Raw genomic sequence first — 22,947 nt, 5'->3', positions numbered from 1 at the left:
CGGGAACAGGATGCACGAGGACACCGTTGCGGCGGCCACGCGGGCCGGCACGGACTGGCACTGGGCGAAGCGGGACGACTGGGAGCCACCGACCGAGCTGGACACGGGCGTGCCGCACACGGCCCGGATGTACGACTACTACCTCGGTGGCAAGGACAACTTCGAGGCCGACCGCAAGGCCGCCGAGGCCGCTGTCGCCGCCTATCCGGCGCTGCCGCTGCTGGCCCGTACCAACCGCGAGTTCCTCGGCCGCGCCGTGGAGTTCGCGGCCGGCCGGGGCATCCGCCAGTTCGTCGACATCGGCACCGGTATCCCCGCCGTCGGCTCCACCAACGAGGTGGCCCAGCGGGTCGCCCCGGACGCCCGCGTGGTGTACGTCGACAACGACCCGATCGTGGCCACCCACGCCCGCGCCCTGCTGGCCGGCCACCCCGCCGGGCACACCTCCGTCATCGAGGCCGACCTGCGGGACCCGGCCGCGATCCTGGACCACCCCGGCCTGCGCCAGGCCGTGGACCTCGACCGGCCGGTGGCCCTGATGCTGGTCGCGGTACTGCACTTCATCCGGGACGAGGACGGCGCCCGGGAGATCGTCCGCACCCTGCGCGACGCGCTCGCCCCCGGCAGCGCGCTGATCCTCTCCCACGGCACCCCCGACTTCGCCTCCCGGGAGAGCGCCGCCGAGGGCACCCGGATCTACCGGAGCGCCAGCGCCCCGCTGGTGCTGCGCCCGCGCGCCGCCATCGAGCCGTTCTTCGGCGACTTCGAGTTCGCCGGCCCCGGCCTGGTCCAGCTCCCGCTCTGGCGCCCCGAGGCCGGCCATGTGCCGACCGCGGAACTGCCCGAGGGCTGGCAGGACGTTTCCGGCTACGCGGCCGTCGCCTTCAAGCGCTGACCCCGGCACCGGATCCGGCGCCTCCCCTCCCGGCGCCGGATCCGGCCACCGGAACATAACCTCCGCCACTGACAGACCATCATCCGTTCGAGTTACCCCGCGGCGTGACCGCCGCCCTCCCCCTCCCGCCCCTGCCCGACGCCGCCGGGCGCGAACCGCGGGAGGTCTTCCTGGCGTTGGACGACCTGCTCACCCGGCTCGGCGACGATGCCGGGCGCCGACTGGCCGTGCAGGCCGCGCACCCCCGTCCGGTAACGGGGCGAAGCCGGGCCCACCGGTGGAAAATGGCGCGACGCGCCGCCTGGGCCGGTGCTAGCTTCCGGGGCATGAGACCCCTGAGCGAGAACGAGATCCGCGGTTCCTTCGTCAACTGCTCCAAGGGCGAGGCCCGTCGGCTCAACCTGCCCCGGGGCCTGGCCGAACTGCCCTGGGAGGACCTGGACTTCCTCGGCTGGCGGGACCAGGGCGCGCCCGACCGCGGCTATCTGGTCGCCGAGCGCGACGGCGGGCCGGTCGGCATCACGCTGCGGGTGCCCTCGATCCGCCGCAGCCTGAGCAAGAGCAACGTCTGCTCGCTCTGCGTCTCCGCCCACGCGGGCTCCGGCGTCGCACTCCTCACCGCCCGCCGGGCGGGCGTCTCCGGGCGCGAGGGGAACACGGTCGGCACCTACATCTGCGCCGATCTGGCCTGCTCGCTGTACGTGCGCGGGCTGAAGACGTCCCCGCTGGTCAGCCGGCCCACCGAGTCGCTGTCGCGGGAGGAGCAGATCGCCCGTACGGTGGCCAACCTGGACGCCTTCGTCGCCCAGGTCCTCACCGACACCCTCGCCTGACCCGGCCTCCTGCGGCTGCCGGCGGCCGCCGATACCGACGGCCGGCGGCCGGGCCGCCCGCTACCCCCGGCGTAGCTGGTCCAGCTCGCGCCGGTCCCGCTTGGTGGGCCGCCCGGCCCCCCGGTCCCGCTCGCCGGCCGCCACGGCCAGCTCCCGGGGCGGCCGCGGCGGGCTGTTGTCCACCAGGCACTCGGCCGCGACCCCGGCCCCGACCCGCTTGCGGACCAGCTTCCTCACCACGACGACCCGCTCGTACCCCTCCTGGCGCACCCGCACCTCGTCCCCGGCCTTCAGCGCCTGCGCCGGCTTGGCCCGCTCCCCGTTCACCCGGACATGCCCGGCCCGGCACGCCGCCGCGGCCAGCGCCCGCGTCCTGGTGAGCCGTACCGACCAGATCCAGCTGTCCACCCGGACGCTTCCCTCGTCTTCGACCATGTCCAGACCCTAACGCCGTGCTCGCCCGGGCCCCGAGCCCGCTCACCGCCATGGCTCACCGCCGTGGCGACTCCTGGACGGCCCAGCCGTTGCCGTCCGGGTCGTTGAAGAAGACGAACGAGTTCCAGTCCCCGCCGTGCCCGTCCACCCGCTCGCCGTCCGCGAAGTGCTGGACCGGGCTGACCTCCACGCCCCGCGCGACCAGCTCGGCGTGCGCCCTGGCGACGTCCGGCACCACCAGTTGCAGCCCCTTCATGGAGCCCGGTGGCGCCTCCGTGAGGCCGACCCCCACCACGATCGAGCACCCCGAACCCGGCGGCGTGAGCTGGACGACCCGCACCCCGTCACGGATCCGGGTGTCATGGTCGACCGTGAAGCCGCCCTGCTCCTCGTAGAACAGCTTCGCGCGGTCCACGTCCGACACCGGGACCACCACCACTTCGAGCTTCCAGTCCATGGCCGCTGCCCCTTCCGATCGGGCTCTCCCAGTATCGGCCGCCCGGACGGCCCCCGCCCGGCCGTCGGCTAGCCTGAGCTCACGATGAACCGCCTCAGCACGCCCGCCGCCACGCCCTTCACCACGTCCTGGGGCACCTTCGACCTCACCCGCTTCCCGGCGGACCCGCGCGAGCTGTTGCGGGCCTGGGACGCGGCCGACGAGTACCTGCTGCGCCATCTCGCCGGCGAGACGGACAGCGCGCAGGGCGTGGCGACCGACCTCACCGGCCGGACGGTCGTGGTTCTCGGCGACCGCTGGGGCGCCCTCACCACCGCGCTCGCCGCCCACCGCCCGGTGCAGATCGGCGACTCCCACCTCGGCCGGCGGGCCACCCTGGAGAACCTCGCCCGGGCCGGCACCGCCCCCGGCGCCGCCCGGCTGCTCTCCACCCGGGACACCCCGCCGGAGCGCGTCGACGTCCTGCTGGTCCGTGTCCCCAAGAGCCTCGCGCTGCTGGAGGACCAGCTGCACCGGCTGGCCCCGGCCGTCCACCCCGGCACCGTGGTGATCGGCGCCGGCATGGTCACCGAGATCCACACCTCCACCCTCCAGCTCTTCGAGCGAATCCTCGGCCCGACCCGCACCTCGCTCGCGGTCCGCAAGGCCCGGCTGATCTTCTGCACCCCCGACCCGGCGCTCGACCCCGGGCCCAGCCCGTGGCCGCACAGCTACGCCCTGCCCGGTGACATCGGTATCGCGTCCGGCCGCACCGTGGTCAACCACGCCGGCACCTTCTGCGCCGAGCGCCTGGACATCGGCACCCGCTTCTTCCTGGGCCACCTGCCGACGGCCGCCCCCGGCGACCGGGTGGTGGACCTCGGCTGCGGCAACGGTGTGGTCGGCACGGCCGCCGCCCTCGCCGGCCCGGGCGCCGAGCTGGTCTTCGTCGACGAGTCCGACCAGGCCGTGGCCTCCGCCGAGGCGACCTTCCGGGCCAATCTCGGCCCGGACGCCCCGGCCGAGTTCCTCACCGCGGACGCCCTCGCGGCCGAGGCGGTCGCGGCCGGTTCGGTGGACCTCGTGCTCAACAACCCGCCGTTCCACTCCCACCAGGCCACCACCGACGCCACCGCCTGGCGGATGTTCACCGGCGCCCGCCGAGCCCTGCGTCCGGGCGGTGAACTCTGGGTGGTCGGCAATCGCCACCTGGGGTACCACCTCAAGCTCCGCCGGCTCTTCGGCAACTGCCAACTCGTCGCCGGCAATCCCAAGTTCGTCGTCCTGTGGGCCGTCCGGCGCTGACCGCGACGCCGGCCGCGGCGGGCTCCGCCGCCGGGAGGCCGCCCGCGAACTCCTTGCATGAATGTTCCGCACTGCGTATATTCATGCCACGACTAAGGAGGGAACGCCATGGCATTGCGAGTCGCCGTTGCCGGTGCGAGCGGATACGCGGGCGGTGAGGTGCTGCGCCTGCTGCTGGGCCACCCGGAGGTGGAGATCGGGGCGCTGACGGGCGGCTCGAACGCGGGCACCAGGCTCGGCGCGCTGCAGCCGCACCTGCTGCCGCTCGCCGACCGGATCCTGGAGCCCACCACCCCCGAGGTGCTGGCCGACCACGACGTGGTGTTCCTGGCGCTGCCGCACGGCCAGTCCGCCGCCGTCGCCGAGGCCCTCGGCGGAAACGTGCTGGTCGTGGACTGCGGAGCCGACTTCCGGCTCAAGGCCGCCGCCGACTGGGAGCAGTTCTACGGCTCCGCGCACGCCGGCACCTGGCCGTACGGGCTGCCCGAGCTGCCCGGTCACCGCGCCGCGCTCAAGGGCAGCAACCGCATCGCCGTCCCCGGCTGCTACCCGACCGCCGTCACGCTCGCGCTCTTCCCGGCGTACGCCGCCGGGCTCGCCGAGCCCGAGGCCGTGATCGTCGCCGCCTCCGGCACCTCCGGTGCCGGCAAGGCCGCCAAGACCAGCCTGCTCGGCAGCGAGGTCATGGGCAACGTCAGCCCCTACGGCGTCGGCGGCGGCCACCGGCACACCCCGGAGATGTCCCAGAACCTCAGCCCGGTCGCGGGCGAGCCGGTCACCGTCTCCTTCACCCCCACCCTCGTCCCGATGCCGCGCGGCATCCTCGCCACCTGCTCGGCCAAGGCCAGGCCCGGGGTGACGGCCGAGAGCCTGCGCGCCGCCTACGCCGAGGCGTTCGCCGACGAGCCGTTCGTCCACCTGCTGCCCGCCGGGCAGTGGCCGCAGACCAGCAGTGTCTACGGCTCCAACGCCGCCCTGGTCCAGGTCACCCTGGACGAGACCGCCGGGCGGATCATCGCGATCAGCGCGATCGACAACCTGGTCAAGGGCACCGCCGGCGGCGCGGTGCAGAGCATGAACATCGCCCTCGGCCTGCCCGAGGAGCTGGGCCTTCCCCTGAACGGAGTCGCACCGTGACCGACCAGCCGAACCTGGGAGTGACGGCCGCCAAGGGCTTCCGCGCCGCCGGTGTCACCGCCGGTATCAAGGCCTCCGGTACCCCCGACCTCGCCCTCGTCGTCAACGACGGCCCCTCGTTCGCCGCCGCCGGCGTCTTCACCTCCAACCGGGTCAAGGCCGCGCCCGTGCTCTGGTCCGAGCAGGTCCTCAAGGGCGGCCAGGTCTCCGCCGTCGTCCTCAACTCCGGTGGGGCCAACGCGTGCACCGGCCCGCTCGGCTTCCAGGACACCCACGCCACCGCCGAGAAGGTCGCCGAGGAGCTCGAGCTCTCGGCCGGCGAGGTCGCCGTCGCCTCCACCGGCCTGATCGGCCTGCGGCTCCCGATGGACATCCTGCTGCCCGGCGTCGCCCTCGCCGCCCGGGAGCTCAGCGCGACCGGTGGCGAGGCCGCCGCGGTCGCCATCAAGACCACCGACACCGTGCACAAGACCGCCCAGGTGACGAAGGACGGCTGGACCGTCGGCGGCATGGCCAAGGGCGCCGGCATGCTCGCCCCGGGCCTCGCCACCATGCTGGTCGTCCTCACCACCGACGCCGCCCTCGACCCGGCCGCCCTGGACGCCTCGCTGCGCGCCGCGACCCGCACCACCTTCGACCGGATCGACTCCGACGGCTGCATGTCCACCAACGACACCGTGCTGCTGCTCGCCTCCGGCGCCTCCGGCACCACCCCGGACCAGGCCGCGTTCGACGAGGCCGTCCGCACCGTCTGCGCCGACCTCGCCCGCCAGCTGATCGGCGACGCCGAGGGCGCCGGCAAGGACATCCGGATCGACATCACCGGCGCCGCCACCGAGGACGAGGCCGTCGAGGTCGCCCGCACCATCAGCCGCAACAACCTGCTCAAGTGCGCCATCCACGGCGAGGACCCCAACTGGGGCCGCGTCCTGGCCGCGATCGGCACCACCGCCGCCACCTTCGACCCGGACCGGCTGGACGTCGCCATCAACGGCGTCTGGGTCTGCCGGAACGGCAGCGTGGGGGAGGACCGGGACCTCGTCGACATGGCCGGCCGCGAGGTCGTCATCACCGCGAACCTGAACGCCGGCGAGGCCGCCGCGACCGTGTGGACCAACGACCTCACCGCCGACTACGTGCACGAGAACAGCGCCTACTCCACCTGACCGGCGCGCCGTCCGACGGCCACGCCAACCGACACCGAGCCCACGAGGGACACCGGAACCGTGCAGATCGCACCCAAGGGCGAACAGGCCCGCAACAACACCGCGTTGCCCAAGGCCATAACGCTGATCGAGGCGCTGCCGTGGCTGGAGCGCTTCCACGGCAAGACCATCGTGATCAAGTTCGGCGGCAACGCCATGGTGGACGAGAGCCTCAAGGCCGCGTTCGCGCAGGACGTGGTCTTCCTGCGCTACGCCGGCCTGCACCCCGTCGTGGTGCACGGCGGCGGCCCGCAGATCAGCGCGCAGCTGAACAAGCTGGGCCTGGAGTCCTCCTTCACCAACGGCCTGCGGGTCACCACCCCCGAGACCATGGACGTGGTCCGGATGGTGCTGGCCGGCCAGGTCCAGCGCGAACTCGTCGGGCTGCTCAACAGCCACGGCCCGTTCGCGGTCGGCATGACGGGCGAGGACGCCCACACCATGACCGCCGTCAAGCGCTACGCCGTCGTCGACGGCGAGCAGGTCGACATCGGCCTGGTCGGCGAGATCGTCAACATCGAGGCCGGCGCGGTGAAGGCGCTGATCGCCGACGGCCGCATCCCGGTGATCTCCTCGATCGCCCGCGGCGCCGACGGCCACGTCTACAACATCAACGCCGACACCGCCGCCTCCGCCCTGGCGGTGGCGCTCGGTGCCGAGATGCTCGTCGTCCTCACCGACGTCGAGGGCCTGTACGCGGACTGGCCGATCTCCGACGACGTGATCAGCCAGCTCAGCGCGAGCGAGCTGGAGGGCCTGCTGCCCGAGCTGGCCAGCGGCATGCTCCCCAAGATGGAGGGCTGCCTGCGCGCCGTCCGTTCCGGCGTGGGCACCGCCCGCGTGCTGGACGGCCGGGTGCAGCACAGCCTGCTGCTGGAGATCTTCACCGACGAGGGCATCGGCACGATGGTCGTGCCGGACGACGACGAGGCGACCGTGACCGGGGGACTGGCATGACCGACAACAGCGCGCTGACCGAGCGGTGGCGGCACGCCTTCACCGACAACTACGGCACCCCCCGCATCCCGCTGGTCCGGGGCGAGGGCGCCAGGCTCTGGGACGCCGACGGCAACGTCTACACCGACCTGCTCGGCGGCATCGCGGTCAACGCCCTCGGCACCGCCCACCCGGCCGTCGTCGAGGCCGTCACCCGACAGATCTCCACCCTCGGGCACGTCTCCAACCTCTTCATGGCCGAACCGACGATCGCACTGGCCGAGCGGCTGCTCCGGCTGGACGGCCGCGCGGGCCGGGTGTTCTTCTGCAACTCCGGCGCCGAGGCCAACGAGGCCGCCTTCAAGATCAGCCGCCGGACCGGCCGCACCCATGTCGTCGCCCTCCAGGGCGGCTTCCACGGCCGGACCATGGGCGCCCTCGCGCTCACCGGCCAGCCCGCCAAGCAGGAGCCCTTCCTCCCGCTCCCCGGCGAGGTGACCCATGTGCCGTTCGGTGACATCGAGGCCCTGCGGGCCGCCGTCACCACCGAGACCGCCGCCGTCTTCCTGGAGCCCGTCCAGGGCGAGAACGGCGCGATCCCGCTGCCCGACGGTTACCTGAAGGCGGCCCGCGAGATCACCCGCGCCACCGGCACCCTGCTGGTCCTGGACGAGATCCAGACCGGCATCGGCCGGACCGGGTACTGGTTCGCCCACCAGGCCTTCGAGGGCGTCGAGCCGGATGTCGTCACCCTCGCCAAGGCGCTCGGCGGCGGGCTGCCGATCGGCGCCGTGCTCGCCTTCGGCGAGGCCGCCGACCTGCTCACCCCGGGCCAGCACGGCACCACCTTCGGCGGTAACCCGGTGGTCGCGGCCGCCGCCCTCGCGGTGCTCGACACCATCGAGTCCGAGGGGCTGCTGGCGCACGTCCGCGCGCTCGGCGAGCGGCTGCGCCGGGGCGTCGAGGCGATCGGCGACCCGCTGGTCTCGCATGTCCGCGGCGCCGGCCTGCTGCTGGGCATCGTGCTCACCGAGCCGGTGTCCGCGAGGGTCCAGGCCGCCGCCCAGGAGGCGGGTTTCCTGGTCAACGCCGCCGTTCCGGACGCCGTCCGGCTGGCGCCCCCGCTGGTGCTCACCGAGCAGGAGGCGGACGCCTTCCTCGCCGCGCTGCCGGGCATCCTCCGGACGGTGCGCGAGAGCGCCCCGGCCGGTGCGAGCCGAGCGTAGTCCGGGAGAATAATCACATGACCGTACCCAACTCCGGCCAGTCCTCCGCCGGGCCGACGCCGCAGGTCCCGCAGACCCGCACCGCGCGCCACCGGCGGATCGTGGATCTGCTCACCCGCCAGCCCGTGCGCTCGCAGAGCCAGCTCGCCAAGCTGCTCGCCGACGATGGACTGGTGGTCACCCAGGCCACCCTCTCCCGGGACCTGGACGAGCTGGGCGCGGTCAAGATCCGCAACCGGGACGGCGCGCTCATCTACGCCGTCCCGGCCGAGGGCGGCGACCGCACGCCGCGCGCGCCGATGGGCGAGTCGGCCAGCGAGGGCCGGATGGCCCGGCTGGCCGGCGAACTCATGGTCTCCGCCACCGCCTCCGGCAACCTCGTGGTGCTGCGCACCCCGCCGGGCGCCGCGCAGTTCCTGGCCTCGGCGATCGACCAGGCCGAGGTCTTCGAGATCATCGGCACCATCGCCGGCGACGACACCGTCCTGCTGATCAGCCGCGACCCGGCCGGCGGGCAGGCCCTGGCCGACCACCTGATGCAACTCGCCCAGGCCAAGGCCCAGTAACCCCCGCTCACCGGGATGCGGCGATGGGTTTTGAATTTCATACGGCGTAGTGCATACTTATGCCTATCGCCGTAAACCTGTTCGCACAGTTGTGAAGGAGAAAGCCGTGACCGAGCGCGTCGTACTCGCCTACTCGGGCGGTCTGGACACGTCCGTCTGCATCGGCTGGATCGCCGAGGAGACGGGCGCCGAGGTCATCGCCGTCGCCGTCGACGTCGGCCAGGGCGGCGAGGACCTGGACGTCATCCGCCAGCGCGCGCTGGACTGCGGTGCCGTCGAGGCCGAGGTCGCGGACGCCCGCGACGAGTTCGCCGACGAGTACTGCCTGCCGGCCGTCAAGGCCAACGCCCTCTACCAGGGCCAGTACCCGCTGGTGTCCGCCCTCTCCCGGCCGGTCATCGTCAAGCACCTGGTCGCCGCCGCGCAGAAGCACGGTGCCACCACCGTGGCCCACGGCTGCACCGGCAAGGGCAACGACCAGGTCCGGTTCGAGGTCGGCATCAACTCCCTGGCCCCCGGCCTGAAGTGCATCGCCCCGGTCCGCGACTACGCGATGACCCGGGACAAGGCGATCGCCTTCGCCGAGGCCAAGGGCCTGCCGATCGCCACCACCAAGAAGTCCCCGTACTCGATCGACCAGAACGTCTTCGGGCGCGCCGTCGAGACCGGCTTCCTGGAGGACATCTGGAACGCCCCGATCGAGGACGTCTACGAGTACACCCAGAACCCGGCCACCCAGCGCGAGGCCGACGAGGTGGTCATCACCTTCGACGCCGGCGTCCCGGTCGCCATCGACGGCCGCAAGGTCACCGTCCTGCAGGCCATCGAGGAGCTCAACAAGCGGGCCGGTGCCCAGGGTGTCGGCCGGCTCGACATGGTCGAGGACCGGCTGGTCGGCATCAAGTCCCGGGAGATCTACGAGGCTCCCGGCGCGATCGCCCTGATCACCGCCCACCAGGCGCTGGAGAACGTCACCGTCGAGCGCGAACTCGCCCGCTACAAGCGGCAGGTGGAGCAGCGCTGGGCCGAGCTGGTCTACGACGGCCTCTGGTTCTCCCCGCTCAAGCGCGCCCTGGACGGCTTCGTCAACGAGGCCAACCAGCACGTCTCCGGTGAGATCCGGCTGGTCCTGCACGGCGGCCGGGCCGTCGTCAACGGCCGGAAGTCGGACCAGTCGCTGTACGACTTCAACCTCGCCACCTACGACACCGGTGACACCTTCGACCAGTCGATGTCCAAGGGCTTCATCGAGATCTTCGGCCTCTCCTCGAAGATCGCCGCGCGGCGCGACCTCGCCTGATCCACTCCCTCCCGGGCCCCGGCCGTCCCACCCCACGGCCGGGGCCCACCCCCGACACCCCTCAGCTTGTAAGGAGCCCGCGCGATGCCTGCCGACCAGAACGCCGCCAGTACCGGTCCTGAGCTGCGCCTCTGGGGCGCGCGCTTCGCGGACGGCCCGTCCGAGGCGCTGGCCAGGCTCTCGGCCTCGGTGCACTTCGACTGGCGGCTGGCGCCGTACGACATCGCCGGCTCCAAGGCGCACGCCCGGGTCCTGCACAAGGCCGGGCTGCTGAGCGCCGACGAGCTGGCCGGCATGCTGGAGGGGCTCGACCGGCTGCTCGCCGACGTCGAGGCGGGCACCTTCACCGGGACCGTCGCCGACGAGGACGTGCACACCGCGCTGGAGCGGGGCCTGCTGGAGCGGCTCGGCGCCGAACTCGGCGGCAAGCTCCGGGCCGGCCGCTCGCGCAACGACCAGATCGCCACGCTGTTCCGGATGTACCTGCGGGACCACGCGAAGATCATCGGCGGGCTGGTCCTCGACCTCCAGCACGCCCTGGTCGGCCTGGCCGAGGCCCACCCCGACACCGCCATGCCGGGCCGCACCCACCTCCAGCACGCCCAGCCGGTCCTCTTCGCCCACCATGTCCTCGCGCACGTGCAGGCCCTCGGCCGGGACGCCGAGCGGCTGCGCCAGTGGGACGCCCGGACCGCCGTCTCCCCGTACGGCTCCGGGGCGCTGGCCGGCTCCTCGCTCGGCCTGGACCCGGAGGCCGTCGCCGCCGACCTCGGCTTCGAGGGCGGTTCGGTCGGCAACTCCATCGACGGCACGGCCTCCCGCGACTTCGTCGCCGAGTTCGCCTTCGTGACCGCGATGATCGGGATCAACCTCTCCCGGATCGCGGAGGAGGTGATCATCTGGAACACCAAGGAGTTCGGCTTCATCACGCTGCACGACGCCTTCTCCACCGGCTCCTCGATCATGCCGCAGAAGAAGAACCCGGACATCGCCGAGCTGGCCCGGGGCAAGTCCGGCCGCCTGATCGGCAACCTGACCGGCCTGCTGGCGACGCTGAAGGCGCTGCCGCTCGCCTACAACCGGGACCTCCAGGAGGACAAGGAGCCGGTCTTCGACTCCTGCGACACCCTTGAGGTGCTGCTGCCGGCCTTCACCGGCATGATGGCCACCCTCACCGTGCACCGGGAGCGGCTGGAGGAGCTGGCCCCGGCCGGCTTCTCGCTCGCCACCGACATCGCCGAGTGGCTGGTCAAGCAGGGCGTGCCGTTCCGGGTCGCGCACGAGGTGGCCGGCGCCTGCGTCAAGGTCTGCGAGTCCCAGGGCATCGAGCTGTCCGACCTGACGGACGAGCAGTTCGCCGCGATCTCCGGGCACCTGACGCCCGAGGTGCGCTCGGTGCTCAGCGTCCACGGCGCGATCGCCTCGCGGAACGGGCGCGGCGGTACCGCCCCCTCGGCCGTCGCCGTCCAGCTGGCCGAGGTGAAGGCGGACCTCGCGCTCCAGCAGGAGTGGGTCCAGGGCTGACAGGTGAGCCAGGCGGAAGGGGCGTGACGGGCCGACCGTCACGCCCCTTCCGCGCGAGCACGCCCGCCCGACCGTGACCGCCCCCGCCCGGACCCGGTCATGCACGGTATGCGCACCAACGTTCCCTCCGTCCCCTCCGCCGAGGACGAGGTGTTCGCCGAGCTCCGGCGCCGTCTCGTCCGCGAGGCGGTGGCCGCCCTGCCCGGCCGCTGTCCCCGGCTGGTCGCGGCCCTCGCCGAGGACCCGCCGCCGACCTACCACGAGCTCTCCGTCCGCCTCGGCATGCCGCGCGGCTCCATCGGCCCCACCCGCTCCCGCTGCCTCGCCTGCCTGCGCGTGCTCCTGCACGGCGAGCGTCATGGCTGAGGCCGGCCCGTGCTCCGACACACCCAGTCACCGCGCGCCCCCCGTTCGGACGTGACCCTCGCCACGTCGGGCACCCCTCCCGCCCCCGCGCCGGCCGGCCGCCGACCTCTCCGCCGTCCGGGGCGCACCCACCACGCCGGACGTCCTCCGCCCCGGCCGGCCCCTTGGGCGCACGGCCCTCACCGCCCCTTTCGCCCGCCGCCCCCGCCCGGCCGCCCGACGTGACCCTCGCCACGTCGGGCGGCCGGAAGGTTGAGGGAAGCTGACACGCGGGTAGAGCGCTGGCGAACGTAGCTCTTGACGACGGCGCGATCACTTGGATACTGAGCGTGAGCGCGCCGTCGGCGACGTGGGCCCCACCGGGCCGTGCGGCTGGTACGTTCGTGCGCCACCCCCGGCCAGGGCGGATCCCCGGCCGGTCCATCTCCGGCAGGACATCCGGTGCGGCACCCTCACGTTCGCGCGCCGGGCACGACATTGGGGAGGCCCCAGCACATGGGCATGAGCGTGATCATCTCGGCGGCGGACGCCGAGGACGCGGAGCAGATCCTCAAGCTCCAGTACCTCGGCTACCAGAGCGAGGCCGAGTTGTACGGCGACTGGGCCATCGAGCCGTTGACGCAGACCCTGGAGAGCCTGCGCGACGAGCTGACCGAGCAGCACTTCCTGGTCGCCCGGCTCGGCGGCGAGGTGGTGGGCACGGTGCGCGGCCGGATCGGCCCCGACGGCGTCGGCCGGATAGAGCGCCTGGTCGTCCACCCGCGGATGCAGCGGCACGGCCTCGGCGGGCGCCTGCTGGAGGCGCTGGAGCGCCGCCTCGCCGAGGACGGCCGCCCGGTGACGTCCTACCGGCTGGTGACCGGCCACCGCAGTCTCGGGAACCTGCGCCTCTATGCCCGCCAGGGCTACCGGCAGACCGCCGTCGAGCAGACCGACGGCCGGATCAGCCTGGTCCACCTGGAGAAGTCCGCCGAGGCGCCGCTCGCCGCCACCGCCTGAGCCCCGCCACCCGGCCCCACCCGGTCGGCGCCGCCACCATTCGAGCCTTTCGGTGGCGGCGCCGAGCCGTATCGTCCCTGGTAGCGGCGTTTCCTGTCCGTATTGCGGACAGCGGATCCAAATAATTGGGACGAAACCGGCCCATCTGATTTACTGGCTCACATGACTGCGACGACGAAATGGACCCCCACCGGCACTCTGCCGGCAGGTGAGCGTGCCATGTGTCGTCGAATGTGTCACCGCTGAGGGCCACTGTTCCCTCCCAGCCTCCGGCTGGGAGCACCCCCCTCCTCGCGCCCCGAAGCGAGACCCCGCCCGCTCCCGTCCGTGTGAGCGCGCCCCGCCTGCCGCACCCTCTCCCTCCGCCTGCCCACCCACGGGCGGTGGTCGTCCCCGATGACTCGTAAGGGCCACGCCGTCGCGCGGCCCGGTCGCCCAGCGGCCACGATCAAGGGGTGGCAGGTCCGGATCCCCCTGGCGCAGCGCCGGCCACGCCACCGACCCGAAACCCGGTCCGGTCGCCGTCCGCCGCCCGCCCCCGACCCACGGAAGCAGCTGTGATCACCACCACGGACCTCACCAAGGTCTACCGCTCCCGCGGCCGCGAGGTGACCGCCCTTGCCGGCGTCGACCTGCACGTCCGCCCCGGCGAGGTCTACGGAGTCGTCGGCACCAGCGGTGCCGGCAAGTCCACCCTCATCCGCTGCGTCAACATGCTGGAGCGCCCCAGCTCCGGCACGGTGACCGTGGACGGCGTCGAGCTCACCGCGCTGTCCGGCGGCGAGAACCGGGCCGGCCGGGAGCTGCGCGAGGCCCGCCGCCGCATCGGCATGGTCTTCCAGCACTTCAACCTGCTCGCCTCCCGTACCGTCCAGCAGAACGTCGAACTCCCGCTGGAGATCATCGGACTGGACCGCACCGAGCGCCGCCGCAAGGCCTCCGAACTGCTCGACCTGGTCGGCCTCGCCGACAAGGCCCGCAGCTACCCCGGCCAGCTCTCCGGCGGCCAGAAGCAGCGCGTCGGCATCGCCCGCGCCCTCGCCGGCGACCCCAAGGTGCTGCTCTCCGACGAGGCCACCTCCGCGCTCGACCCCGAGACCACCCGCTCCATCCTCAAGCTGCTGCGCGACCTCAACCAGCAGCTCGGCCTCACCGTCCTGCTGATCACCCACGAGATGGACGTCATCAAGTCCGTCTGCGACTCCGCCGCCCTGATGCGCGGCGGCCGGGTGGTCGAGTCCGGCGAGCTCACCGACCTGCTCGCCAAGCCGGGCTCCGAGCTCGCCCGCGAGCTCTTCCCGCTCAGCGAGTTCGGCTCCGGCCACCCCGGCGGGACCGTCCTGGAGATCACCTTCCAGGGTGAAACCTCGGCCGAGCCCTTCGTCTCGCAGCTCGCTCGCACCTACCAGATCGACGTCAACATCCTCGGCGCCGCCGTCGAGACCATCGCCGGCCGCATGGTCGGGCGGATGCGGGTCGAACTCCCCGGCGGCCACCAGGACAACGTGGTGCCGATCGGCTACCTGCGCGAGCAGGGCCTTCAGGTGGACGTGCTCGACGTGAACGGAGCGGTGGCATGACCTGGGACCAGATGCAGGAACTGCTGTGGCCCGCCACCTGGGAGACCTTCCAGATGGTCGCCGTCTCCACCGTCGGCAGCGTGCTGTTCGGACTGCCGCTCGGCGTCCTGCTGGTGCTCACCGCCAAGGGCGGCGCGCTGGAGAGCGTCTTCCTCAACCGGGTGATCGGCACGGTCGTCAACATCGCCCGTTCGCTGCCCTTCCTGGTACTGATGGTCGCGCTGTTCTCCTTCACCAAACTGATCGCCGGCACCTCCCTCGGCTGGCAGGCCGCCACCGTGCCGCTCACCATCGGCGCCATCCCGTTCTTCGCCCGCCTGGTCGAGACCTCGGTGCGCGAGGTGGACGGCGGCCTGGTCGAGGCCGTCCGGGCCATGGGCGGCAGCACCTGGACCATCGTCCGCAAGACGCTGATCCCGGAGGCCCTGCCCAGCCTGACCGCCTCGCTGACCACCACGGTCATCACGCTGATCAGCTACTCGGCGATGGCCGGCACCGTCGGCGGCGGCGGCCTCGGCAACCTCGCCATCACCTATGGCTACCTGCGCTTCGAGACCACCTTCATGTGGGTCATCGTCGCGGAGCTGGCGATCATCGTCACCGCCATCCAGCTGCTCGGCGACTACGCCGTCCGCCGGCTCGCCAACCGCGGCCGCGGCGGCGGCCGCACCCGGCTGCTCCGCGGCGGCGCGACCCCGGCGGCCACCCCCGACGAGGACCTCGTCGCCCCCTGACTTCCCGCCGTCCGACTCCGGACGCGGCTCCCCGTATCACGCAGAAAGGCACTTTTCGTGCGCAACGCCCTGAAGTTCACCAGCGTCCTCGCCACCGCCGGCATCGCCCTCTCGCTCGCCGCCTGCGGCAGCTCCGGCTCGTCGTCCGGGTCCTCCGACCCGAACGCGGCCCTCACCGTCGCCGCCAGCCCCACGCCGCACTCCCAGATCCTGAAGTTCGTCAAGGACAACCTGGCGGAGAAGGCGGGCCTCAAGCTCAACATCAAGGAGGTCACCGACTACGTGACCCCCAACACCGCGGTGCAGGACGGCTCGGCCGATGCCAACTACTTCCAGCACCTGCCGTACCTGGAGGACTTCAACAAGAAGCACGGCACCGACATCGTCTCCGTCGAGCCGGTGCACCTGGAGCCGCTGGGCGTGTACTCGAAGAAGGTCAAGTCCATCGGCGACATCGCCGACGGCGCCACCATCGGCCTGCCCAACGACGCCACCAACGAGGGCCGCGCGCTCAAGCTGCTCGCCGACAACAAGCTGATCACGCTCAAGGAGGGCGCGGGCACCGCCGCGACCCCGGCCGACGTCACCGGCAACCCGAAGAACCTCAAGTGGAAGGAGCTGGAGGCCGCCCAGCTGCCCCGCTCCATCGGCGACCTCGACGCGGCCGTCATCAACGGCAACTACGCGATCGACGCCGGCCTGAAGCCCGCCACCGACGCGGTGGTCCTGGAGAAGGCCGAGGGCAACCCCTACGCCAACATCCTCGCCGTCAAGAAGGGCAAGGAGAACGACCCGCGGGTCAAGAAGCTCGCCGAGCTGCTCCACTCGCCCGAGGTGAAGAAGTACATCGACGACACCTTCAACGGCTCGGTCATCCCCGCCTTCTGATCCGTCGCGCACCGTTCGACCGGGCCCCCGCCACACCTCGGCGGGGGCCCGGTCGGGCAGTATGCGGGAGTGACACCCTGACAGGCCGAGTTCTGACGTACCGTCGTGCGAGCCGTGCACCGCGTGACACCCGGGTACCGGCGAGGCGTACGGTGTGTCCAGGACCCGGCGAGGAGAGACGGCATGGCAGCGAGCTTCCCCGAGACCGCCATCAGCACCGAACGGCTGCTGCTGCGCCCCCTTGCGGAGGACGACGCCCCCGGCCTGGCCGCCATGATGGCCGACGAACTCGTCCTGGCCTGGACGGACCTGCCGCACCCCTTCACCGAGGAGTACGCCGCCACGCTCGCCCGTACCCTCGCGCCCGGGCACCGGGCCGCCGGCCGCGGCATCGTCTTCGCCGTCGCCGAGCACCTCACCCAGCGCCTGGTCGGCCTGGTCGAACTGCGCAACACCGACTGGCGGCTGCGCTCCACCGAGATCACCTATGTCACCGCGCCCTGGGGCCGCGGCGAGGGCTACGCGCCGGAGGCCGTCCTCGGCGTCGCCCAGTGGCTCTTCGAGGACCGCGGTTTCCTGCGCCTGGAGATGCGCACCGCCGCCGGGAACACCGCCGCCCAGCAGGTCGCCCAGAAGATCGGCGGCATCAGCGAGGGCGTCCTGCGCAGCGCCTGGATAGTGCGCGGCGACGGGCTCCGGGCCGGAGGGGAGAGCCGCAGCGACCTCATCCTGTGGAGCCTGCTCCCCGAGGACATGGAGACCGAGCCCGCCGACGCCACGGTCTGGCCCGGCGACCACCACTACGTGCTCCGCGACTGACCGCCCCGTCCACCGGACGCGACCGGTGGCGGACATGTGTACGAGATGTCGGCGCCGAGGGGATCACACCCGGTAGCCTCTGCTCCGGCGCCGTACACGGGCGCGGGATGTCGGCGTACCAAGGCGAGGGAGAACAGCCGCAGATGGCTGACCGGATCACGGTCATCGGGTGGGACGGCACACCGCTGACCGAGGCCGCCGGCGCGGCCCTCGCCGCGGCGACCCTGGTGGCCGGCGCACCCTACCAACTCAACGCCCTCCCGGTGCCACCCGCCGCCGAACGGCTGGCCCTCGGCAGCGTCCAGCTGGCCGCCCGCAGGATCGCCGAGCACCGCGGCGCCGCCGTCGTCGTCGCCGAGGGCGACCCGGGCTTCTTCGGCGTCGTCCGCACCCTGCGCCGGCCCGAGTACGGCCTCGAACTCGAAGTGCTGCCCGCCGTCTCCTCGGTGGCCGTCGCCTTCGCCCGGGCCGGCATGCCCTGGGAGGACGCCCAGGTGGTCAGCGCCCACGGCGGACGACTGCGCCGCGCCGCCAACATCTGCCGGGCCAACCCGAAGGTGGCGGTCCTCACCGCCCCGGGCGCCGGGCCCAGCGAACTCGCGCTGATGCTGCGTGGGGTGCACCGGACCTTCGTCGTCTGCGAGGCCCTCGGCACCCCCGACGAGGACGTCACGGTGCTCACCTCGGACCGGGTCGCGGACCACATCTGGCGCGACCCGAACGTGGTACTGGTCATCGGCGGCCACAGTGGCGGCCCGCAGTCGGGCGCGCCCGGTGAGGCGGCCGGCTGGCTGGCCGGGCGTCCGGTCGGCTTCCCCGGCGCGGACCGCGGCTGGGCACTCCCCGGCGATGCCTACGCGGGCGCCGGGCGTGCGGAGGACGAGCCCGGCGCGTCGGAGGCGCTCCCCGCGCAGGTGCGTGCGCTGGTGCTGGCCCGGCTGGGCGCGCGCCCCGGCGACCTGGTCTGGTCCGTGGGCGCGGGCAGCGGAGCCCTCGCCGTCGAGGCCGCCCGCTTCGGCGCGGCGGTGGTCGCGGTCGAGTCCGACCGTTCGGCCTGCGCCCGGCTGGCCGTCAACGCCCGCCGCTACGGCGTCGAGGTGGAGACCGTCCACGGCCGTGGCCCCGAGGTGCTCGGCGGTCTGCCGGAGCCGGACGCGGCGGTCGTCGAATCCGGCGGTTCCGAGGTGGTGCGCGCCGTCCTGGCCCGCCGGCCCGAGCGGTTCGTCGCGGTGGCCCGCACGCTCGCGGAGGCGGAGGAGATCCGCCGGGCCATCGCCGAGGCCGGCTACCGGGCGGACGGCGCGCTGCTCCAGTCCACGCCCCTGCGGACGGACGGGAGCGGTGGCGGGCTGCGGTTCGGGGCGGGGGAGCCGGGCGTGCTCCTGCTCTGGGGTGAGCAGATCGTGTGAAGGCGAAGTGCCGCCGCGTGGTCCCGAAGGCGCCCGGCGGTGATCCAGGTCGCATCCGGACACCGATTCGAGAGGTGACACCGCCGGGCCGGTAGTGTGGCGTCCTGGGCGGCTGTGGCGGCCGGTGACCTGCCCGATCCGGTCGGTTTGTCGCCTTTTTGACGTGGTGCAACCCGGTGTGGCTCGGAGTGTGGGCAATTCGACGGGCCGCGTGCCGGACCGGGAGAATGCCGTAGGGTCCGGTGCGGACGTGCCGGTTGCCCCGGGTTGTCGTTGTTTCAGATGGCGCGCCGCTCCTCGTGGGTGGTGCGTGGGCCGGGGTGCCGCAGCGCGCCGGAAGTAGGACTTCGGCCGCAGCGCCTCGGCGCGGCGGCCGTGTGTGGTTGAGGGGCGGGTCGGTGCAGGCCCGGCCCGTGCGGATGGGCGCTGCGGTCGGTGATCGCGTCGCCAAGGGCGCGGCAGCGGCCTGGAAGGAGCTTTGACATGACCGATGGCGGCCACGTCCCGAACGAGGGACTGCCGGAGCACCTGCTCGCCGGGCCCGCCCCGCTCGGCGGCCCGGAGGGCGTCGCGGTACCCGTCGCACCCGTCCAGGGCGTCGCGATGGACGGCGGTGCGGTCCCGAACCCCGCGGTGCCGGGGGCGGGCGGGATCCCGCCGCAGGGCGTCCACGGGCAGGGGCTGCCGCAGGGCGTGCCCGGCCACGGCACTCCGGCCGTCGGTGTGCCCGGCGGGGGCTGGGCCGTCGACCCGGGTGCCCCGCGCCCGGCCTTCCACTTCCTCGACCAGCCCGACCAGCCGGACCCGCTCGACGACGAGGACGATGTGCTGCTGATGCCCGGTCCGCAGGGCTCCTGGGGCGAGCCGCCCGTCCCCGCCGACCAGCTGGCGTACGGCGCCGAGGAGCAGACCGGGGCCGCCGTGCCCGGCACTCCGGTCGAGCCGTCCTGGCCGCCGCTGGACCCGCCGCTGCTGGGCGCCGCCGACCCGGCCGCCCTGCACGCGCAGGCCCAGTCGTACGTCCAGGCACAGCCCCAGACGCAGCCCCAGGGACAGCCCCAGGGACAGCCGGTCCAGGCACAGGGTCAGCCGCATGGCCAGCCGCCGGTCCAGGCGCAGGGACCGGAGCCGCTGACGGCGGCTCAGGCGCCGCGACGCCCGCTGCACGCCGGCCCGCCGATCCCGGACCCGTCGCTGATGACCGGCCACGTCCCGGTCCGCTCGCTCGCCGACCGCGGCCCCTCGCAGGGGGCGACGCCCGCGCACGGCATTCCCGTCGTGGTCGGCCCGCAGCCGGAGCCGCAGGCCGCGGTGCCCGCTCAGGGCTTCGCGCCGCAGGCCGCGCCGGCCGGGTCGGCGCAGCCGGGTGTGCCGGTTCAGAACGTCCAGCAGGCGCCCGAGGCCGAGCCCGCCGCCCCGGTGGCCCCGCAGGCCGCCGTCGCCGCCCCGGTGGCGGACGCCACCGCGCAGCCCGTCGCCGAGCCGACCGCCGAACCGGTCACCGAGCCGGTCACCGAGCCGGTCACCGAGGCCCCCGCCGTCGCGCAGGACACCGCCGAGGCCCCCGCCGCCGAGCAGGTCCCCGCGCCCGGTGCCGCCGAGGCCGGGGCCGCGACCGTGCCCGCCGAGCAGGCCGTCCCCGCCGTGGCCGCCGAGGAGCAGCCCGCCCCGGCCGGCCAGCCCCGCCGCATCTCCGCCTTCCTCGCCGCCCCCACCCCGCACGGCCTCCCGCAGGTCGAGGCGGTCGAGCCCGCTCCGGTGGTCGCGGAGACGACCGCCCAGCAGCCCGCCCCCATAGCGGTCGCCGAGCAGGGTGACGCACCGGCCGCCGAGGTGGCACACCCTGCCGAGGTGGCACAACACGCCGCGTCGGCGCAGGCTGCCACGGAGCCGGAGCAGGCCGCCCCGGCGGACACCGCCACCGAGGCACAGCCTGCCGCCCCGGCCCCCGAGGCGGTCGAGGCCGGCGAGACCGCTGAGACCGTCGAGACCACGGAGACGGCGGTCGCCGCCGAGACCCAGCAGGCTGCCGAGACCGCCGCCGGCACCGGTGAGATGCCCTCCGGGCAGGCCGTCGTGGCCCCGTCGGCCGAGCAGCCGCAGGAGGCCACCCCGGTCGAGGCCGGACCCGCCGAGCCGGCCACCGCCGAGGTCCCCTCGGCCGCCGAGCCCGCCGTGACCGAGCCTGCCGCCGAAACCGAGCCCGAGGCCGAGGCCGTGGCGGAGGCCGAGCCCGCCGTCGCGCAGGACGCCGCCGAGGAACCCGCTCCGGGTCAGGACGCCGCCGAGGAGCCCGTCGCCGAGACGGCCCCCGAGGCCGGGCCCCAGCCCGAGGCCGGCCCTGGGGCCGAGCCCGCCGCCGCACCGGACACCGCCGCCGCGCAGGACACCACCGAGGACCCCGCCCCCGGGCAGGACCCCGCACCCGACCCGGTCGCCGAGCCCGCCGCGGAGGAGCCCGTCACCGCCGAGCCCGTCGCCGAGGAGCCCGCTCCCGAGGAGCCCGCTGAGCCCCGCGGCCCGGCCGCCCCCGGCTACGACGAGGCCGGCCGCGAGGCCGTCCACCAGGTCATCCGCGAGCGCCGCGACGTCCGCAACGGCTTCCGCCCCGACCCGATCCCGCACGAGGTGCTGATCCGGGTCCTGGAGGCCGCCCACACCGCGCCCAGCGTCGGCTACTCCCAGCCGTGGGACTTCGTGGTGATCCGCTCGGCCAAGACCCGCCGCAAGATGCACGAACTGGCCGAGCGCCAGCGCGAGGCGTACGCGGACTCGCTCCCCAAGGGCCGGGCCAAGCAGTTCAAGGAAATCAAGATCGAGGCCATCCTCGAAACGCCCGTCAACATCGTGGTCACCGCCGACCGCACCCGCGGCGGCCGCCACACCCTGGGCCGGCACACCCAGCCCCAGATGGCGCCGTACTCGGCCGCCCTCGCGGTCGAGAACCTCTGGCTGGCCGCCCGGGCCGAGGGCCTCGGCGTCGGCTGGGTGAGCTTCTTCGACGAGGACGAGATGGTCCGGGAGCTCGGCCTGCCCGAGCACCTGGAGGTCGTCGCCTACCTCTGCGTCGGCTACGTCGACGCCTTCCCGGACGAGCCCGAGCTCCAGCAGCAGGGCTGGGCCAGGAAGCGCCCGCTGTCCTGGGTCGTCCACGAGGAGCAGTACGGCAACCGCGCGCTGCCGGGCGAGGAGCCGCACGGCCTGCTGTCCGAGACCCTGCGGGGCATCCGCCCGCTGGACGCCAAGGCGCTCGGCGAGTCCTGGGACCGCCAGAAGCGGATGACCAAGCCGGCCGGTTCCCTCGGCATGCTGGAGATCATCTCCGCGCAGCTGAGCGGTCTCTCCCGCAAGTGCCCGCCGCCGGTCCCCGAGCCCGCCTGCGTGGCGATCTTCGCGGGTGACCACGGCGTCCACGCCCAGGGCGTCAGCCCCTGGCCGCAGGAGGTCACCGTCCAGATGGTCGGCAACTTCCTGGCCGGGGGAGCGGTGATCAACTCCTTCGCCAAGCAGATCGGCACCGAGGTCTGCGTGGTGGACGTCGGCGTCGCCGCCGAGCTGCCGGACGCCGTCCAGCAGGGCCGTACCACCGGCCTGCTGCCGCGCAAGGTCAGGCCCGGCACCGACGACATGACCCAGGGTCCGGCGATGAGCCGCGAGGAGGCCCTCAAGGCCATCGAGGTCGGCATCGAGACCGCCCGCGACCTGGTCGCCGCCGGGAACAAGGCGCTGGTCACCGGCGACATGGGCATCGCCAACACCACCGCCTCCGCCGCCCTGATCTCGGTCTTCACCGGCCTGGACCCGGCCGAGGTCACCGGCCGCGGCACCGGCATCGACGACGAGACGCACGCCCGCAAGGTCGAGGTCGTCCGCGCCGCGCTCGCCCTGCACGAGCCCGACCCGGCGGACCCGATCGGTGTCCTCGCCGCCGTCGGCGGCCTGGAGCACGCGGCCATCGCGGGCTTCCTGCTCGGCGCCGCCTCGCTGCGCACCCCGGTCGTCCTGGACGGCGTCATCGCCGGCTCGGCCGCGCTCGTCGCCAAGGCGATCGCCCCCGAGGTGCTCGCCGCCTGCATCGCCGGCCACCGCTCCGCCGAGCCCGGCCACCAGGCCGCGCTGGCCAAGCTCGGTCTGCGCCCGCTGATCGACCTCGACCTGCGGCTCGGTGAGGGCACCGGCGCCCTGCTGGCCCTGCCGCTGGTGCAGAGCGCGGCCCGGGCGATGCACGATGTAGCCACCTTCGACTCCGCCGGGGTCACCGAGAAGGCCTGACGCCGCCCGCACCGCCGCGCGTACCGGCGCACCCCCGGGCCGGTACGCGCGGCGGTGCCGTCGTACCCCCACCTGTCCGTCC

The 22,947-nt window shown here is 73.6% G+C and carries 21 protein-coding genes; 18 read left to right on the top strand and 3 right to left on the bottom strand.

Annotation, left to right across the window (positions count from 1 at the left end; translation table 11 throughout):
• The first annotated feature begins 10 nt into the window (after positions 1–10).
• Positions 11–895: an SAM-dependent methyltransferase gene (locus ACIO5D_RS11110; protein WP_363611289.1), complete on the top strand. Its 885-nt coding sequence runs from the start codon at positions 11–13 to the stop codon at positions 893–895.
• A 92-nt stretch (positions 896–987) separates the two neighbouring features.
• On the opposite strand, the gene ACIO5D_RS11105 is transcribed toward ACIO5D_RS11110, so the two are convergent.
• Entirely contained in the window at positions 988–1,137 is a 150-nt protein-coding gene (locus ACIO5D_RS11105) for a hypothetical protein (RefSeq protein ID WP_400794818.1), read from the bottom strand.
• A gap of 84 nt (positions 1,138–1,221) precedes the next feature.
• Here ACIO5D_RS11105 and ACIO5D_RS11100 point away from each other — a divergent pair, with 84 nt between their 5' ends.
• Positions 1,222–1,728, top strand: coding sequence for an FBP domain-containing protein (locus ACIO5D_RS11100; RefSeq protein WP_363611291.1), 507 nt, complete (start codon positions 1,222–1,224; stop codon positions 1,726–1,728).
• A 60-nt stretch (positions 1,729–1,788) separates the two neighbouring features.
• Here ACIO5D_RS11100 and ACIO5D_RS11095 read toward each other — a convergent pair whose 3' ends face one another.
• Positions 1,789–2,163, bottom strand: a complete 375-nt coding sequence (locus tag ACIO5D_RS11095; RefSeq protein WP_363611293.1) for a S4 domain-containing protein — start codon at positions 2,161–2,163, stop codon at positions 1,789–1,791.
• Positions 2,164–2,218: 55 nt separating this feature from the next.
• On the bottom strand, positions 2,219–2,620 hold the full coding sequence (locus ACIO5D_RS11090; RefSeq protein WP_363611296.1) for a VOC family protein: 402 nt from the start codon (positions 2,618–2,620) through the stop codon (positions 2,219–2,221).
• Between the two features lie 84 nt (positions 2,621–2,704).
• Here ACIO5D_RS11090 and ACIO5D_RS11085 point away from each other — a divergent pair, with 84 nt between their 5' ends.
• The 16 genes from ACIO5D_RS11085 to cobT all read left to right on the top strand — a co-directional run bounded on the left by ACIO5D_RS11085 (position 2,705) and on the right by cobT (position 22,865).
• Positions 2,705–3,904, top strand: coding sequence for a methyltransferase (locus ACIO5D_RS11085; RefSeq protein ID WP_400794816.1), 1,200 nt, complete (start codon positions 2,705–2,707; stop codon positions 3,902–3,904).
• A 108-nt stretch (positions 3,905–4,012) separates the two neighbouring features.
• Positions 4,013–5,041, top strand: coding sequence for an N-acetyl-gamma-glutamyl-phosphate reductase (gene argC / locus ACIO5D_RS11080; protein ID WP_363611300.1), 1,029 nt, complete (start codon positions 4,013–4,015; stop codon positions 5,039–5,041).
• Positions 5,042–5,055: 14 nt separating this feature from the next.
• Positions 5,056–6,207 (top strand): bifunctional glutamate N-acetyltransferase/amino-acid acetyltransferase ArgJ, encoded by a 1,152-nt coding sequence (gene argJ / locus ACIO5D_RS11075; RefSeq protein WP_400794855.1) that lies wholly within the window; start codon positions 5,056–5,058, stop codon positions 6,205–6,207.
• A gap of 60 nt (positions 6,208–6,267) precedes the next feature.
• Positions 6,268–7,203 carry an acetylglutamate kinase gene (argB, locus tag ACIO5D_RS11070; protein WP_363611302.1) on the top strand — a complete coding sequence of 312 codons (936 nt, stop codon included), beginning with the start codon at positions 6,268–6,270 and terminating at the stop codon, positions 7,201–7,203.
• Positions 7,200–8,408, top strand: a complete 1,209-nt coding sequence (locus ACIO5D_RS11065) for an acetylornithine transaminase (RefSeq protein ID WP_400757547.1) — start codon at positions 7,200–7,202, stop codon at positions 8,406–8,408. Before argB ends, ACIO5D_RS11065 begins: the two co-directional genes overlap by 4 nt.
• 17 nt (positions 8,409–8,425) lie before the next feature.
• Entirely contained in the window at positions 8,426–8,974 is a 549-nt protein-coding gene (locus ACIO5D_RS11060; RefSeq protein WP_363611306.1) for an arginine repressor, read from the top strand.
• Positions 8,975–9,080: 106 nt separating this feature from the next.
• The gene (locus ACIO5D_RS11055; RefSeq protein ID WP_363611308.1) at positions 9,081–10,274 is read left to right on the top strand and encodes an argininosuccinate synthase; all 1,194 of its coding nucleotides are present in this window, start codon (positions 9,081–9,083) and stop codon (positions 10,272–10,274) included.
• 84 nt (positions 10,275–10,358) lie between these two features.
• Positions 10,359–11,798, top strand: a complete 1,440-nt coding sequence (gene argH / locus ACIO5D_RS11050; RefSeq protein ID WP_400653581.1) for an argininosuccinate lyase — start codon at positions 10,359–10,361, stop codon at positions 11,796–11,798.
• Positions 11,799–11,906: 108 nt separating this feature from the next.
• Positions 11,907–12,164: a hypothetical protein gene (locus tag ACIO5D_RS11045; protein WP_363611312.1), complete on the top strand. Its 258-nt coding sequence runs from the start codon at positions 11,907–11,909 to the stop codon at positions 12,162–12,164.
• A gap of 495 nt (positions 12,165–12,659) precedes the next feature.
• Positions 12,660–13,163 (top strand): GNAT family N-acetyltransferase, encoded by a 504-nt coding sequence (locus tag ACIO5D_RS11040; RefSeq protein WP_400653580.1) that lies wholly within the window; start codon positions 12,660–12,662, stop codon positions 13,161–13,163.
• Between the two features lie 557 nt (positions 13,164–13,720).
• Positions 13,721–14,743 carry a methionine ABC transporter ATP-binding protein gene (locus ACIO5D_RS11035; protein WP_400653579.1) on the top strand — a complete coding sequence of 341 codons (1,023 nt, stop codon included), beginning with the start codon at positions 13,721–13,723 and terminating at the stop codon, positions 14,741–14,743.
• On the top strand, positions 14,740–15,477 hold the full coding sequence (locus ACIO5D_RS11030; protein ID WP_363611318.1) for a methionine ABC transporter permease: 738 nt from the start codon (positions 14,740–14,742) through the stop codon (positions 15,475–15,477). The genes ACIO5D_RS11035 and ACIO5D_RS11030 overlap by 4 nt, the downstream gene beginning before the upstream one ends.
• A 57-nt stretch (positions 15,478–15,534) precedes the next feature.
• Positions 15,535–16,365, top strand: a complete 831-nt coding sequence (locus ACIO5D_RS11025; RefSeq protein ID WP_363611320.1) for a MetQ/NlpA family ABC transporter substrate-binding protein — start codon at positions 15,535–15,537, stop codon at positions 16,363–16,365.
• Positions 16,366–16,548: 183 nt separating this feature from the next.
• On the top strand, positions 16,549–17,184 hold the full coding sequence (locus tag ACIO5D_RS11020; RefSeq protein ID WP_400653578.1) for a GNAT family N-acetyltransferase: 636 nt from the start codon (positions 16,549–16,551) through the stop codon (positions 17,182–17,184).
• A 143-nt stretch (positions 17,185–17,327) separates the two neighbouring features.
• Positions 17,328–18,593, top strand: a complete 1,266-nt coding sequence (gene cbiE / locus ACIO5D_RS11015) for a precorrin-6y C5,15-methyltransferase (decarboxylating) subunit CbiE (protein ID WP_363611324.1) — start codon at positions 17,328–17,330, stop codon at positions 18,591–18,593.
• 483 nt (positions 18,594–19,076) lie between these two features.
• Positions 19,077–22,865: a nicotinate-nucleotide--dimethylbenzimidazole phosphoribosyltransferase gene (cobT, locus tag ACIO5D_RS11010; RefSeq protein ID WP_400794814.1), complete on the top strand. Its 3,789-nt coding sequence runs from the start codon at positions 19,077–19,079 to the stop codon at positions 22,863–22,865.
• The last annotated feature ends 82 nt before the right edge of the window (positions 22,866–22,947 follow it).

It is taken from the genome of Kitasatospora sp. NPDC087315, from assembly GCF_044744345.1.
Taxonomy (GTDB): domain Bacteria; phylum Actinomycetota; class Actinomycetes; order Streptomycetales; family Streptomycetaceae; genus Kitasatospora.
This window is presented reverse-complemented; position numbering and strand designations above follow the sequence as displayed.

Excerpts from the sequence above, each read along its gene's own strand:
- ACIO5D_RS11110 (WP_363611289.1), top strand. The coding sequence starts at position 11 with ATGCACGAGGACACCGTTGCGGCGGCCACGCGGGCCGGCACGGACTGG.
- ACIO5D_RS11100 (WP_363611291.1), top strand. The coding sequence starts at position 1,222 with ATGAGACCCCTGAGCGAGAACGAGATCCGCGGTTCCTTCGTCAACTGC.
- ACIO5D_RS11095 (WP_363611293.1), bottom strand. The coding sequence starts at position 2,163 with ATGGTCGAAGACGAGGGAAGCGTCCGGGTGGACAGCTGGATCTGGTCG.
- ACIO5D_RS11090 (WP_363611296.1), bottom strand. The coding sequence starts at position 2,620 with ATGGACTGGAAGCTCGAAGTGGTGGTGGTCCCGGTGTCGGACGTGGAC.
- ACIO5D_RS11085 (WP_400794816.1), top strand. The coding sequence starts at position 2,705 with ATGAACCGCCTCAGCACGCCCGCCGCCACGCCCTTCACCACGTCCTGG.
- argC (WP_363611300.1), top strand. The coding sequence starts at position 4,013 with ATGGCATTGCGAGTCGCCGTTGCCGGTGCGAGCGGATACGCGGGCGGT.
- ACIO5D_RS11065 (WP_400757547.1), top strand. The coding sequence starts at position 7,200 with ATGACCGACAACAGCGCGCTGACCGAGCGGTGGCGGCACGCCTTCACC.
- ACIO5D_RS11060 (WP_363611306.1), top strand. The coding sequence starts at position 8,426 with ATGACCGTACCCAACTCCGGCCAGTCCTCCGCCGGGCCGACGCCGCAG.
- argH (WP_400653581.1), top strand. The coding sequence starts at position 10,359 with ATGCCTGCCGACCAGAACGCCGCCAGTACCGGTCCTGAGCTGCGCCTC.
- ACIO5D_RS11045 (WP_363611312.1), top strand. The coding sequence starts at position 11,907 with ATGCGCACCAACGTTCCCTCCGTCCCCTCCGCCGAGGACGAGGTGTTC.
- ACIO5D_RS11040 (WP_400653580.1), top strand. The coding sequence starts at position 12,660 with ATGGGCATGAGCGTGATCATCTCGGCGGCGGACGCCGAGGACGCGGAG.
- ACIO5D_RS11030 (WP_363611318.1), top strand. The coding sequence starts at position 14,740 with ATGACCTGGGACCAGATGCAGGAACTGCTGTGGCCCGCCACCTGGGAG.
- ACIO5D_RS11020 (WP_400653578.1), top strand. The coding sequence starts at position 16,549 with ATGGCAGCGAGCTTCCCCGAGACCGCCATCAGCACCGAACGGCTGCTG.
- cbiE (WP_363611324.1), top strand. The coding sequence starts at position 17,328 with ATGGCTGACCGGATCACGGTCATCGGGTGGGACGGCACACCGCTGACC.
- cobT (WP_400794814.1), top strand. The coding sequence starts at position 19,077 with ATGACCGATGGCGGCCACGTCCCGAACGAGGGACTGCCGGAGCACCTG.